Below are 14,959 nucleotides of genomic sequence, written 5' to 3' on the forward strand. Positions count from 1 at the left end.
TATTTAATTTGCAGCAAAAATACGGATAATATCCGTTTTGTTTATTTCAAATCATACTAAAAAATTATCTTTCAGCCTCTGCCTTATGATTATTGTTGAAGAAGTACACAATGAAAACCACAAAAGAGAATTTCTGGAGTTTCCGGCAAGACTTTATCAGCATGACGAAAACTATATCAGACCCTTGGATAAAGATATTGAAGAGTTCTTTGACCCTGAAAAAAATAAATTCTTCAGGAGCGGGGAATGCACCAGATTTCTATTCAAAAATAAACAACATCAAACGGTAGGAAAAGTGGCCGTTTTCATAAACCCTTTATACAAACAGGAACAACCTACCGGAGGCATCGGATTTTTCGACTGTATCAATGATCATGAGACCGCAAACTTTATTTTTGACTTTTGTAAAGACTGGCTTCAGCAGCGTGGAATGGAAGCCATGGACGGCCCGATCAACTTCGGGGAACGTGACAAATTCTGGGGTCTCCTGATCGAAGGTTTTATTGAACCTTTGTACGGAATGAATTATAATTCCCCTTATTATAAAGCTCTTTTTGAGCAGTATGGTTTCAGGGTATATTTTGAACAGCTTTGCTTTTCAAGACCTGTTTTTGCTGAAGTTTCGAGAGTTTTTACCGTGATGCACGCCAAACATAAAAGAAACCCGGATATTACAGCACGCCCAATGAAAAAAGCCCATCTGGAAAAGTTCGCAAAGGACTTTACGGAAATTTATAATAAAGCCTGGGCATCGCATGGAGAAGGAAAACAGATAGAAGAAACCAAAACCTTAAAAATGTTTAAGATAATGAAACCCATTATTAATGAACACATCTCATGGTTTGTGTATGAGAATGAAAAACCGGTTGCGATGTGGATGAATATCCCTGACCTGAACCAGTGGTTTAAATACCTGAACGGAAAATTCGGGCTCTGGGAAAAGCTTAAGGTTCTCTGGCTTAAAAGATTTAAGAAGAATGAGAAAATGATTGGTCTCGTTTTTGGTGTTGTTCCCGAGTGGCAGAAAAAAGGTCTTGAAGGATATATGATCTGGGAAGGAACGCAGCATTTGAGAAAGTATACTGATTTTAAGGTGACCGAACTGCAGTGGATCGGTGATTTTAACCCTAAAATGATCAAGATTGCCGAAAGCCTGGATACTACCATAACACGCAAGCTTGCTACTTACCGGTATCTGTTTGACAGCAATAAAGAATTTAAAAAACACCCCGAATTATAATATTAAAAAGCAAAACTTATGGATCCAATGATTATTTTCTTTATCCTCTTTCTTCTGATCATATTCTCTATTCCCGCACTTATTTTTCTGATTGCCTATCTTGCAGCCAGAAGCAGAAAAAAGAAACAGAAAGCGTTGCTCGAGAAAATCGGCACTCCTGAATATTATGCCTTTGTGCGCTACAATATGGGGAATACGCAGAATGAATTTTTTAAACTCAAAGCGTTCCAGGGAAGCGGAATTATTTACGTTGAAGGCAGGAATATCCATTTTGTAGATACTTTACACCAGAACCCGCATGTATTTTCTCTGGATGAAAGCTCTATAAAATGGGAAGACATCAATATTGTGAACGGCCTTTTGAAATGGTTTTCAGTAGCAGATCTAGAAAAAAAATATTACTTCAATATTGAGAGCGGTATGTTTATCTTCAATACCAATTCTTCAAAACCCACCACAAAAAGCGTTTTCGACAGGCTGGTTCTGTATCAGAACGAAATGCCGGCAACCCTTCATCAGATATAAAATTTCGGCGGAGCCTTTGGCTCCGCCGAAATTTATAAAACCTAATTAAATTACATAATAAAGCCCTGTTTTCTAACAGGGCTTTAATTTTTAATCTATCAGAACAGTGCTCCCGCCACTTTCTTGATGTTATCGCTTTTACCCATTGAGTAAAAATGTAAAACGGGAATACCAAAATCCAGCAGTTCCCTGCACTGGCTGATGGCCCATTCGACACCGATCTGTTTTACAGCTTCATTATTCTTCGCTTTTTCCACTTCATTGATTAATTCTTCCGGTAAATCGATCTTGAAGATCTGCGGTAAAATCTTTAAATGTTTCTTGGTGGCAATCGGTTTGATGCCCGGAATAATAGGAACGGAAATTCCCATCGCCCTTGCTTTCTGGACAAATTCAATGAACTTTTTATTGTCAAAAAACATCTGTGTGACAATATAATCGGCACCTGCATCCACTTTTTGTTTCAGCCATTTCAGGTCATAGTTCATAGACGGGGCTTCCATGTGTTTTTCGGGATAACCGGCTACCCCGACACAGAATTTATTATGCTCATCACATTCCTGTTCTTCATTATGCAGGTATTTCCCTCTTCCCAGGTCATTAATCTGGTGTACCAGATCCATGGCACTTGCATGCCCGCCCTGCGTTGGTTCAAAGTACTGATGCCCTTTCATCGCATCACCGCGTAAAGCCATAATATTGTCTATTCCGAGATACATACAGTCCACCAGAAGATATTCCGTTTCCTCTTTAGTGAAACCTCCGCACAGCAGATGAGGAACGGTATCGACATTGTATTTATGCTGAATGGCGGCGCAGATCCCTAACGTTCCCGGACGCATTCTTGTGATCCTGCGCTCCATCAATCCGTTTCCTTTATCAATATAAATATATTCCTCTCGGGAAGTGGTGACATCAATGAACGGCGGCTTGAATTCCATCAGCGGATCGATATTCGTGTACAGATCTTCAATCCCGATTCCCTTTTGTGGAGGAACGACCTCAAGGGAGAATAATGTTTTCCCGTTTGCGTTTTTTATATGGTCTGTGATTTTCATTAAATCTTTTCTACTTTATTTTTTATAAAATTTATAATATAACTTATTATGCGAGTTGCAACTTCGTTATAAATTACAATTTGATTTACATCATAAAAATATATTTTTGAATCAATTGGAAATTCTTCTATAACACCTTCACCTATTACATTATAAAAAACTTTTTCGTTAGATATTGTATACTTTACTGTCTTTCTTTTTAATGAGATTCGAACAATAATATTTAAATCAAATTCATCAATTAAATGATCATTAAAATTAATAGGTAATTCTAACTCAATAGATTCATTAAATACAAAAGATTCATCATGAAATTTGTTGATTAATAATTTATAATCTGTAAGTAAGAACTTTTCTCCAGAGTACATCAAATATGACTTTTGAAAAAGTTCTCCAATTTTGTTTAACTTCGGAAGTAAATATTCTAAAAAATTAATTATATAATAATCAGTTAATATTTTTTTATCTTTTTCAAAATCTAGCCCTACTGATGTACTAATTTTTGATTCTTTAACAAACAACTCAATCTCCTTATCCAAATCATCTGCTTCATTAATATTTTCTCCATTAATCGCTTTCTGCATAATATAGAAGCTGAATCCTATATTTTCGGCAAATAGCTTTATTAAATCTTCGTAGATTCCATTATCAGCAATGTTTAATGCAGCGTAATATTGTTTTTTATCTTTATTTTTAATGACAATAACTGGATACTGATGTTTAAGCAAAATGAAATTGCTCAGAATTCTTGCTAATCTTCCGTTTCCGTCGTCAAAGGGATGAATAGAAGTAAATTTATGATGGAAAATAGCGGAAATGATGATTGGATGCAGATTTTCTTCCTCAGCATTTCTGTACCATTCCAAAAGATTATTCATTTCAAAAGCTACTTCATCAGGATTTGTATAATAATGTATATCACCCGAAAGCGTTTGTACATGATTTGGGGATGTCTTATATTCCCCTATTTTTATTTCCTTTTGAAATTCAATCCCTTGAGGTGAAATGGTTTTTGAGAAATAAGGTTCAACCAAGATAATCTTATGTAAATCTTTGATATCACTTTCTGAAAGCAGGCGGTCTTCTTTAATCAGTTGAAGCATAAATCCTATTGCCTCATTATGTCCTTTGATATCCAGGTGATCTTTAAAAGGTTTTCCTTTTGCAGTCAGTCCGAAATTTAAAAATGCAACAGTTTCTCCATAACTTAATTGATTGCCTTCAATTGCATTAGAATTGTAGTTCCAATCCAACTTTAATTTTTGGAAAATTTTATTTTCCAATTCTTTGGAAAATGGACGGTGGGCATCTATCTTTGCTTTCTGGTTATCAATCAGTTTCATGTCGTTTAATTCTTCTAATCCTTTGTAATTTTTCATATTGTTTTTTTTTACAAAAGTAACTTAATCCGCTAAATTAGGTGACAGCCATTTTCTGGCTTCCTGTAAAGAAATCCCTTTTCTTTTCGAATAATCTTTCAACTGGTCTTCAGCAATTTTGCCCAACCCAAAGTATTTGGCGTGCGGGCTTCCAAAATAATATCCGGACACTGAAGCGGTAGGAAACATCGCAAGGCTTTCCGTCAGATATACCCCGATATTTTCTTCTACGTTTAAAAGATCCCAGATCGCATGTTTTTCGAGATGATCCGGACAGGCGGGATAGCCGGGTGCAGGGCGAATCCCTTTATATTTCTCAGCAATCAGGTCTTCATTACTCAGGTTTTCCTGGTTGGCATAGCCCCAGTATTCGGTCCTGACTTTTTTATGCAAAAATTCAGCATAAGCTTCTGCAAAACGGTCGGCTAAAGCTTTTACCATAATGGCATTGTAATCGTCATGGGCCTTTTCATATTCATTGGACAGCTCATCCGTCCCAAAGCCGGTGGTTACACAGAAAACTCCTACATAATCCGTTTTACCGGAGCTTTGAGGAGCAATAAAATCACTTAATGCCAGATAATCTTTTCCTTTTGATCTTTGGGCCTGCTGTCTGAGGGTTAAAAATTTAACCTGTTCATGATGGTTTTCATCAAAGATGATAATATCATCTGTCTCATTGGTATTTGCTTTAAAAATCCCGAAAATAGCTTTTGCAGTGAGCAATTTTTCATCGAGGATCCTTTTTAAAATCACCTGCGCATCTTTAAACAATTCTCTGGCCTGCGCCCCGACGACCTCATCTTCTAAAATATTCGGATATTTTCCATGCAGGTCCCAGCTTCTGAAAAACGGAGACCAGTCTACAAACGGCAGCAATTCATTTAAATCCTGGTTTTCAAAAATCTGTATTCCCAATTGGTTAGGGGTGAAGATTTCTTCATTCTGCCAGTCAATCTTAAAACGGTTTATCCTTGCTTCTTCAATGGTAACATAATCTTTATCGATCTGCCGGTTCAGGAATTTTTCCCTGAAATCCGAATAATCGCTTTTCAGATCCGAAACATATTCTTTATTACGGTCGCCCAGCAGGGAACTTACTACATTCACCGCTCTTGAGGCATCATTTACGTGAACGACGGCATTTTTATATTTCAAATCGATCTTTACCGCGGTATGGGCTTTTGAAGTCGTTGCTCCGCCGATCAATAAAGGAAAACTTAAGTTCTGCCGTTCCAGTTCTGAAGCGATGTAGACCATTTCGTCTAAGCTTGGGGTAATCAGTCCGCTTAATCCGATCACATCAACATTATGTTCAATGGCAGCCTGAATAATTTTTTCGGCAGGGACCATCACACCCAAATCGACAATTTCATAATTGTTGCATCCCAGAACTACACTCACAATGTTTTTACCGATATCGTGAACATCGCCTTTTACGGTGGCCATTAATATCTTTCCGTTGGCTTTCTGAGTCTGGTCTTTTTCCGCTTCAATGAAGGGCTGCAGATAGGCTACTGCTTTTTTCATTACCCGTGCTGATTTTACCACCTGCGGCAGAAACATTTTTCCGCTTCCGAAAAGATCACCCACCACGCCCATCCCGGTCATCAGATTGATTTCAATAACATGTAACGGTTTTACGGCCTGCTGCCTGGCTTCCTCCACATCTTCTTCAATAAAACGGTCGATCCCTTTTACCAGAGAATGGGTAATTCTTTCCTGCAAAGGATAAGAGCGCCATTCCAGTTCTTCAACCTTTTCTTTTTTAACTGATTTATTTCTTTCAGAATAATCTAAAAGACGTTCCGTAGCGTCTTCTCTTCTGTCAAGAATGACATCTTCAACAAGTTCCAAAAGTTCTTTGTTAATCTGATCATACACCTCAAGCATTGCGGGATTCACAATACCGATGTTCATTCCTGCCTGTATCGCATGATAAAGAAAAACAGAATGCATCGCCTCCCTTACGGTATCATTTCCACGGAAAGAGAAAGAAACATTGGATACGCCTCCGCTCACCGAAGCATAAGGAAGATTTTGTCTTACCCATCGGGTCGCCTCAATGAAATCGATTGCGTTCCTGCGGTGTTCATCCATTCCGGTGGCAACAGGGAAGATATTCAGGTCGAAAATAATATCCTCAGCAGGAAATTTCACTTCGTTGACCAGAATGTCATAAGAACGTTTTGTGATTTCGAGTCTCCTCTTGTAATTGTCCGCCTGCCCCACTTCATCAAAAGCCATCACGATCACGGCTGCTCCATATCTTTTTATGGCCCTGGCATGTTTTACGAACTCTTCTTTCCCTTCTTTTAAACTGATGGAATTCACCACACACTTTCCCTGAACCACCTGAAGGCCGGCTTCAAGAATCTCCCACTTGGAAGAATCGACCATAATCGGAATTTTGGAAATATCAGGTTCGGAGCCGATAAGGTTAAGAAATTTGATCATGGAAGCTTTTCCGTCGATCAGACCGTCATCAAAATTAACGTCAAGGATCTGGGCACCACCATCTACCTGGTCTCTTGCAATATCTAAAGCTTCAGAAAACTTCTCTTCTTTTATTAATCGTAAAAACTTCTTGGACCCGGCTACATTGGTCCGCTCCCCAACGTTGATAAAATTGCTTTCCGGTGTTATAATCAAAGGCTCAAGCCCTGATAATCTTAAATATTTCATTTTATAATTTACCAATTTAAAAATCTAACAATCTGCTGCTGAACTGAACATTCGCAAACTGTTAAATTAACGCCTTATTATAGGTTGCTTTTCTCGGCTCATATTTTTCAACCAGATCTGCAATCGCTTTGATATGTTCCGGCGTTGTTCCGCAACAACCTCCGATGATGTTAATCAGTCCCTTCTCAACATATTCCCGGATCTGCTCCGCCATAAATTCCGGGGACTCGTCATATTGACCGAAGGCATTCGGCAAACCTGCATTCGGGTATGCCGAAACATAAAATTCTGAATTATGGGCCAAAGTTTCCAGATATGGTGTGAGCTGATTGGCTCCCAAAGCACAGTTAAATCCAACGCTTAATAAATTCAAGTGTGATACGGAAATTAAAAACGCTTCTGCCGTCTGTCCGCTCAGTGTTCTTCCTGAAGCATCGGTAATGGTTCCGGAAACCATAATCGGAATTTCGATTCCTCTTTCTTCCTGAATTTCATCGATGGCAAATAAAGCGGCTTTCGCATTCAAGGTATCGAAAATGGTCTCCACTAAAAGAATATCTGAACCCCCGTCTAACAATGCCTCGCACTGTTGTTTGTAAGCTACCCTCAAATCTTCGAAAGTGATGGCCCGGTAACCAGGATCGTTAACATCCGGGCTCAGGCTTGCCGTTCTGTTCGTCGGGCCGATGGAACCGGCGACAAATCGTGGCTTATCAGGATTCTTTTCGGTATATTCATCACAGGCTTTGCGGGCAATTTTTGCTGACTCGTAATTCAGTTCATACACCAGATCTTCCATGTGATAATCAGCCATGGCAATGGTGGTTCCCGAAAATGTATTGGTCTCAATGATATCAGCACCGGCTTCGAGATATTTTTTATGTACTTCTTCGATGGCATGGGGCTGGGTCAATGACAATAAATCATTGTTTCCTTTGACAGGGTGCTCCCAGTTTTTGAAACGTTCGCTACGGTAATCTTCTTCCTCAAATTTATAACGCTGCAGCATCGTCCCCATGGCTCCGTCGAGAATTAAAATTCTTTCGGATAGTGCTTTGTATAATTGTTCTGAATTTTTCATTTTTAATTTGATCTTAATTTTGACTGTAGTCTTATCAGGTTTTTGAACCTTGAAAAGATCCATTATTCCAATGCCTGCTTCAAATCTGCAATGATATCTTCCACATTTTCCAAACCTACGGAACAGCGGACTAAACCCGCAGTAATACCCACTTCATTCCTTTCTTCCTCTGTTAATTTTGAATGAGTGGTTGAAGCCGGATGTGTCACAATGGTTCTGGTATCGCCCAGATTTGCAGATAATGAGCACATTTTTATTTTATTCAAGAAATTCCTTCCGCCTTCAATGCCTCCTTTTATTTCAAAGGCGACGATATTTCCTCCCAGTTTCATCTGCTTTTTGGCAATTTCATAGCCCAGATGAGAGGGTAAAAATGGGTACTTCACCAATTCTACATTCGGTTGGCCTTCTAAAAATTCTGCTACTTTCAACGCATTTTCACAATGTTTTTCTACACGCACGGCTAATGTTTCCAAACTTTTGGACAACACCCAGGCATTGAAAGGAGACATGGCCGGACCCGTATTTCTTGCGAAAAGATAAATTTCCCTGATCAGGTCTTCTCTTCCGACTGCTATCCCGCCTAATACCCTTCCTTGTCCGTCAATCAGTTTTGTTGCAGAATGCACGACAATATCCGCTCCATATTTAACCGGTTGCTGAAGATAAGGCGTTGCAAAACAATTGTCTACAATGAATATCAGGTTGTGATTTTTAGCGATTTTTCCGAAAAATTCCAGATCCAATACTTCAATGGCAGGATTGGTCGGGGTCTCAAGGTATAGGATTTTTGTGTCCGGCCGGATATATTGTTCTACATTTTCTGCATCTTCAGCTTTGAAATAGCTGGTCTGAATATTCCATTTCGGGAAATATTTGGTAAACAGCGTATGTGTAGAACCGAAAACCGACTGACAGCTCACGATATGGTCGCCCGCATTCAATAAAGCCGCAAAGGTTGAATATATGGCCGCCATTCCTGTTGCAAAAGCATATCCTGCTTCTGCTCCCTCCATTTTTGTAATTTTATCTGTAAATTCCGTTACATTCGGATTTGAAAAACGGCTGTACAGGTTCTTGGGTTTTTCTTCGGCAAAGCTCGCCCGCATATCTTCGGCATCTTCAAAAACAAAGCTTGAAGTTAAAAACAGCGGTGTTGAATGCTCGTCAAACTGGGTTCTTTCAGTCTGCGTCCGTATAGCAAGGGTTTCAAAATTTTCCATAAAAATTAAATTTAATATAACAATGTATCAGTTTAGCAGTTCACCAATTCATGGTATCATTTTTTGATTTTTACAATGATACATTGTTATATTGTTACATTTATTTATTTTGTTTCACTGAGTCTTAAAATATCTCCGAAAACACCTCTTGCGGTAACCTGGGCTCCGGCTCCGGCTCCCATAATAACGATCGGATGCTCTCCATAGCTTTCAGTGTAAATCTCGAAGATTGAATCTGAGCCCTTCAGCTGCCCTAAGGCTGAACCTGCGGGGACAGAAATCAGCTGTACATCCAGTTCGCCTTTGTCCTGCTGCAGATCTCCGTGCAGGTCACCGACATATCTCAATACATGGCCAGGCTCCTGGGTTCCTTTAATTTTCTGATATTCTTCATTCAATTCTTCAAGTCTTGTAAGAAATTCCGGTTTGGAAACGGAAAGTAAATGCTCCGGCACCAGATTCTGGATTCTGATATCATCAAATTCATTGATCAGGTCTAATTCCCGGGCTAAAATCAGCAGCTTTCGGGCAACATCATTTCCTGACAGGTCTTCTCTCGGGTCCGGCTCAGTATATCCTTTTTCCAGTGCTTCATTGATAATGACAGAAAACCGATCATCCCTCAAAGAAAAATTATTGAAAACGTAACTTAAAGTTCCTGAAAACACCCCTTTGATCCTCGTGATATTCTCACCTGAAAGATGTAAAAGCTTAATGGTATCAATCAGCGGCAGACCTGCGCCCACATTGGTTTCATATAAGTACCGCCTGTTGTTTTTGTTTAAGGTATACCTCAGTTTACGGTATTCCTCAATCGGAAGGGTATTGAAAATTTTATTGGAAGACACCAGGTCAAAACCATTTTCTGCCAGCGCATGATAGTTTTTTACAAAGTCTTTGCTTGCCGTGTTGTCTACCACAATCAGGTTTTCCAGCTGGTTTTCTTTTGAAAACCTGATCAGGGTATCGATATTTGAAGGACTTTCAGCAGTCAGCACCTCATCATTCCAGTTGTTTCCGAACCCTTTTTTACTGAAGGCAATTTTTCTGGAGTTGGCTACTGCCACAACTTTAAGATCGATATTTTTACGTCTTTTAATTTCTTCCGAAGATTCCAGAACCTGTTTTATCAATGTTTTCCCAACGTTCCCATGACCGATGATGGCTAAATGCACCGTTTTCGGTGTTTTATAAATTTCGGATTCAATGATATTTTTTGCTTTTTCGCTTTGTGAAGAGGTCACCACAATGTTCACTCTTTTTTCACTGGCTATCTGATTGAGCAGCAATGGGAACACATTATTCCTGGCCAATTCCGACAGGACTTTATTAAAATCCTCTGCAACAAACCCTAATACCGATACATTATTAATACTGTAGATCTGAGAAACTTTCCCGGATTTCCGTTCTGCCTCAAATTCATCAATCAGGCAGTTGACTGCTTTTTCAGAATCGCTTTCCTGCACCAGAATAGACAATCCGTTTTCAATAGCCTGCTGGGAAATTACCCCGACACTGATCCGCGCCAAGGTAAGCGCTTTGAAAATCCTTCCGTCAATCCCGATTTCCCCCAGGAAATCTTCTCCTTCAAACTTAATGATGGACCTGTTTTTTAAAAATTTTATTTCGTTGGCACTGTTCTTCATCTTTACAAAATATTTTTAATGATCGTATTTAATTGTTCATATTCCATCAGGAAGGCATCATGCCCGTGTATGGACTGTATTTCATGATAAAATACCCGGTTTTTATTCTTTTTCAGGTTCCCGCAGCACATCCGGATTTCTGAAACCGGAAAAAACAGATCGGTATCCACTCCAATCAGATGGATGTCTGCTTCTATCCTGTTCAATCTGTCTTCATCAGCATTGATATTCATCAGCAAATGGTTCATCAGCCGGTATGCTTTCAGACTAAATCTTTCGTTTAATGCATTTCCATGATAAATCAGCCAGTCTTCGGATGCCAGCCGTTGTTTTTCATTATTGTATGTATTCTGAAACCGGTCATTCAGAGACTGGGGTGTCCTGTAACACAGCATGGCATGGATCCTGGCCTTTTGCAGAGGTTCATCGTTCTGATTCAATAAAAATTTTTGAACCAGGCACTGGGCATGAAGCCAGTCGTGGGTTTTATAATCACAGGCAACTGGAATGAAAATTTCAGCAAGTCCTGGATTTTTCGCCAGCATTTCCCATCCGATCCCACCTCCCAGAGATCCTCCGATTATGGCATATAAACGCGTAACTCCTAATATTTCCAAGCTTTTTAAAAAGATATTGGCTATATCCGAAGACGTAAAATCTTCATATTCATCCAATAAAAAACCATCATAGCCGTTTCCTGGAATATTGAAGCACAGAACGGTGTACTTATTGGTATCAATGATGCGGTTTTCGCCGATCAGATTTTTCCACCAGCCTTTTTCTCCGGCCACGTCTGAATTTCCGGTTAACGCATGGTTAATTAAAATAAGAGGTGCTGAAAAGAGGGCTTTTCCGAAAAGCTGATAGCTTAACGGAATATGATATTCCTTTTGAGAATCGGTATGGTACGAAAAATGAATATGGTTCAGTTCTGTTTTCAATTCTATTATGCTTTATAATACAATTGAAAATGCCACGAGAATGGCTGAAAGAAATTTCAGTAAGTTATCTGTCCAGAAATAAATCTGGTAGAACGTAGCACCTTCTTTGCTTGCACAAAGGGTTGCTAAGGTTTCATAGGGTCTAATCCCTCAACCTTTCTTGATAACATTTTCAATATGCGAATGAACGAATGGTGCAAAGATAGAACATTTTTTTAAATATGCATATAAATTTAATTTAATATAACAAACCCTTATCAATAAAGGATTTTAAAAGTTATATTATTAATAATTCAAATGTAAGAAGTTGGAGTTTTTTCTTAAAAAAACTAACTTCGTATGGAAAACAGGTGAGATATGAGTGCAGAAAAACAAAGATTACAGGATAGCAACTGGAAGAACTGGGGACCTTATGTAAGTAACCGGCAATGGGGAAATGTTAGAGAGGACTACAGTTCAAACGGCGACGCATGGAATTTCGCCAATCATAACAATGCAGAAAGCTACGCCTACCGTTGGGGTGAAGAGGGAATTGCGGGGATTTCAGATGCAAAGCAGCTTTTCTGCTTCGCGCTCTCTTTCTGGAATAAGAAAGATAAAATCGTTAAAGAGCGCTTCTTCGGGCTCAGCAACCCTCAGGGAAACCATGGGGAAGATATCAAGGAAATTTTTTACTACCTGGATAATACGCCTACGCACAGTTATATGAAAATGCTGTATAAATATCCCATCAATGAATTTCCTTATGACGATATCCGTGCTGAAAATGCAAGACGCAGCAAAAAACAGCCTGAGTATGAAATTTTTGACACCGGAATTTTCGACCATGATGAATATTTCGATATTTTTATTGAATATGCCAAAGCAGATCACGATGATTTTCTGATACGGGTAACGGTGTGTAACCGAAGCGAGGCAGATGCACCTATCATTGTGGCCCCCACCGTATGGTTCAGAAATAACTGGAAATGGGGCTACAACACCTATAAAGGACAGACCAATGCTTCTCATGAAGGATGTATCAATATTAACCATGACAGCGTTCCCGTCAAAAAGCTTTATTCGAGAAACATGAATGCTGAAAGTGCTTTTTGTGATAATGAAACAAACAATCCGAAATTACGCGGAGCACCCTATCCCGGCAACACTTATTTCAAAGACGGCATCAATGATTACATTATTTACGGAAGCAATACCGTCAACCCTGAAAAAAGAGGGACAAAGGCTTCGTTTTTAATTGATGAAACTATTAAAGCAAGCCAATCAAAAACATTTGATTTCAGATTATCGCCCCACGAGTCGGATAAGCCTTTCCAGGATTTCGACAAAATACTGGAAACAAGAATTGAAGAAGCCAATGAGTTCTATAGCGAGGTGCAGAATGATGTGGAAAGTGAAGATGAAAGAAATGTTCAAAGACAGGCTTTTGCAGGATTGTTATGGAACAAACAGTTTTACCATTATAATGTCGAAAAATGGCTGAAAGGAGACCCCAACTACGAAGCGCCGAGGGACTTTAATAATTACGTAAGAAATACGGAGTGGAATCATCTTCATAATAAAGATATTATTTCAATGCCCGATAAATGGGAATATCCGTGGTATGCAACATGGGACCTGGCCTTTCACTGTGTGCCGTTAGCCATCATCGATGCAGAATTCGCAAAAGGGCAGCTTCTGCTATTAACCAAAGAATGGTATATGCATCCCAACGGGCAGCTGCCGGCCTATGAATGGAATTTAAGCGATGTTAATCCGCCTGTTCATGCATGGTCATGCTTCCGGGTCTTTAAAATTGATGAAAAGCAGAATGGGAAACCTGATCTTTTATTCCTGGAAAAAGTGTTCCAGAAGTTACTTTTAAATTTTACCTGGTGGGTTAACCGAAAGGATAAAAACGGCAAAAATATTTTCGGAGGAGGCTTCCTTGGGCTTGATAACATCGGGGCTTTTGACCGGAACATGATATTAAAAGACGGGCAGCACCTGGAGCAGGCCGACGGAACCAGCTGGATGGCCATGTATGCACTGAATATGATGCGGATTGCCATGGAACTTGCCCAGTACTATCCGGTGTATGAAGATATGGCCATTAAGTTTTTCGAGCATTATCTTTATATTGCCGAAGCCATGGAAAACCTGGGTGACGGCACCAAAGGACTGTGGAATGAGGAAGACGGCTTTTTCTATGACGTTTTACAGCTGGGTGACGGCGACAGCGTTTCACTGAAACTCAGAAGTATCGTGGGATTGATTCCTATGTTTGCCGTAGAAATTATCGACCATCACCTGCTCGATAAAATGCCTAATTTCATGGAAAGAATGGAATGGGTCCTTAAAAACAAACCTGAACTGACCAAACTGGTGTCCCACTGGGAAGAAGAAGGCCAGGGAAGAAAACACCTGATGAGCATTCTGCGTAAGAACAGGCTTTCAAAAGTATTATCAAGGATGCTTGACGAAAAAGAATTCCTGAGCGATTACGGAATCCGGGCGATGTCTAAAGTGTATGAGGAAAATCCATTTGTTTTCTCGGTGCACGGGACTGAGAACGTGGTATATTACACTCCAGCAGAAAGTGACAGCCGGATGTTCGGAGGGAACAGCAACTGGAGAGGGCCGATCTGGTTTCCGATTAATTTCTTAATTGTAGAAAGCCTGCAAAGGTTCCATTTTTACTATGGCAACAGCCTTAAGGTCGAACTGCCTACCGGAAGCGGCGATAAGAAAAATCTCGATGAGGTGGCACAGAATATCAGCAACAGGCTGTGTTCTATTTTCCTTAAGGATGAAGTAGGCCAACGGCCTTTTAACGGGGGCAACTCCAAATTCAATTATGATGATAATTTTAAAGATTATATTACCTTTTTTGAATATTTCCACGGCGACAACGGCCGGGGTGTAGGGGCTTCCCACCAGACCGGCTGGACAGCAACCGTTGCAAAACTGATGAAGCCCAGATTAGGATAACATCATAAAATCATATTCACTTCAACCTCTATAAGCCTCTTTATCAAGAGGCTTTTTCCTATCTGTCACGCAATAACATTTATCAGATTAAGAGAAAGGAATTCGCTCTAACTGAATTTCAATTAGCACTACGGCATTGTTTCTATAATTTAAGTAAAAATTAAATATCAAAATTCAAATTTCATTAATGTATTATTAATTTATTCCCTAT

10 protein-coding genes and 1 riboswitch are annotated in these 14,959 nt (G+C 39.5%); of the genes, 3 read left to right on the top strand and 7 right to left on the bottom strand.

From position 1 onward, the window contains the following. The first annotated feature begins 85 nt into the window (after positions 1 to 85). Both H561_RS0111470 and H561_RS22395 read left to right on the top strand, forming a co-directional pair. Positions 86 to 1,240 (top strand): hypothetical protein, encoded by a 1,155-nt coding sequence (locus H561_RS0111470; RefSeq protein WP_034762081.1) that lies wholly within the window; start codon positions 86 to 88, stop codon positions 1,238 to 1,240. Positions 1,241 to 1,258: 18 nt separating this feature from the next. Then, positions 1,259 to 1,765, top strand: coding sequence for a hypothetical protein (locus H561_RS22395; RefSeq protein WP_051349362.1), 507 nt, complete (start codon positions 1,259 to 1,261; stop codon positions 1,763 to 1,765). A 98-nt stretch (positions 1,766 to 1,863) separates the two neighbouring features. Here H561_RS22395 and metF read toward each other — a convergent pair whose 3' ends face one another. The 7 genes from metF to H561_RS0111510 form a co-directional block, all read right to left on the bottom strand. Then, positions 1,864 to 2,823 (bottom strand): methylenetetrahydrofolate reductase [NAD(P)H], encoded by a 960-nt coding sequence (gene metF / locus H561_RS0111480; RefSeq protein WP_027387143.1) that lies wholly within the window; start codon positions 2,821 to 2,823, stop codon positions 1,864 to 1,866. Next, on the bottom strand, positions 2,823 to 4,202 hold the full coding sequence (locus H561_RS23310; protein ID WP_051349363.1) for a Fic family protein: 1,380 nt from the start codon (positions 4,200 to 4,202) through the stop codon (positions 2,823 to 2,825). Before H561_RS23310 ends, metF begins: the two co-directional genes overlap by 1 nt. Before the next feature lie 24 nt (positions 4,203 to 4,226). Next, on the bottom strand, positions 4,227 to 6,887 hold the full coding sequence (metH, locus tag H561_RS0111490) for a methionine synthase (protein WP_027387144.1): 2,661 nt from the start codon (positions 6,885 to 6,887) through the stop codon (positions 4,227 to 4,229). A gap of 61 nt (positions 6,888 to 6,948) precedes the next feature. Beyond that, entirely contained in the window at positions 6,949 to 7,968 is a 1,020-nt protein-coding gene (locus H561_RS0111495; RefSeq protein ID WP_027387145.1) for a homocysteine S-methyltransferase family protein, read from the bottom strand. Between the two features lie 62 nt (positions 7,969 to 8,030). Then, the gene (locus tag H561_RS0111500) at positions 8,031 to 9,191 is read right to left on the bottom strand and encodes an O-succinylhomoserine sulfhydrylase (RefSeq protein WP_027387146.1); all 1,161 of its coding nucleotides are present in this window, start codon (positions 9,189 to 9,191) and stop codon (positions 8,031 to 8,033) included. Positions 9,192 to 9,295: 104 nt separating this feature from the next. Further along, entirely contained in the window at positions 9,296 to 10,837 is a 1,542-nt protein-coding gene (locus H561_RS0111505; RefSeq protein WP_027387147.1) for an ACT domain-containing protein, read from the bottom strand. Positions 10,838 to 10,839: 2 nt separating this feature from the next. Beyond that, positions 10,840 to 11,778 (bottom strand): alpha/beta fold hydrolase, encoded by a 939-nt coding sequence (locus tag H561_RS0111510; RefSeq protein WP_027387148.1) that lies wholly within the window; start codon positions 11,776 to 11,778, stop codon positions 10,840 to 10,842. A 61-nt stretch (positions 11,779 to 11,839) separates the two neighbouring features. Beyond that, a riboswitch (SAM riboswitch) is annotated at positions 11,840 to 11,948 on the bottom strand. 187 nt (positions 11,949 to 12,135) lie between these two features. Here H561_RS0111510 and H561_RS0111515 point away from each other — a divergent pair. After that, on the top strand, positions 12,136 to 14,748 hold the full coding sequence (locus H561_RS0111515) for an MGH1-like glycoside hydrolase domain-containing protein (protein WP_027387149.1): 2,613 nt from the start codon (positions 12,136 to 12,138) through the stop codon (positions 14,746 to 14,748). Positions 14,749 to 14,959 lie beyond the last annotated feature (211 nt).

Origin of the sequence: Chryseobacterium gregarium DSM 19109 (assembly GCF_000430845.1) — a bacterium.
GTDB classification, from domain to species: domain Bacteria; phylum Bacteroidota; class Bacteroidia; order Flavobacteriales; family Weeksellaceae; genus Chryseobacterium; species Chryseobacterium gregarium.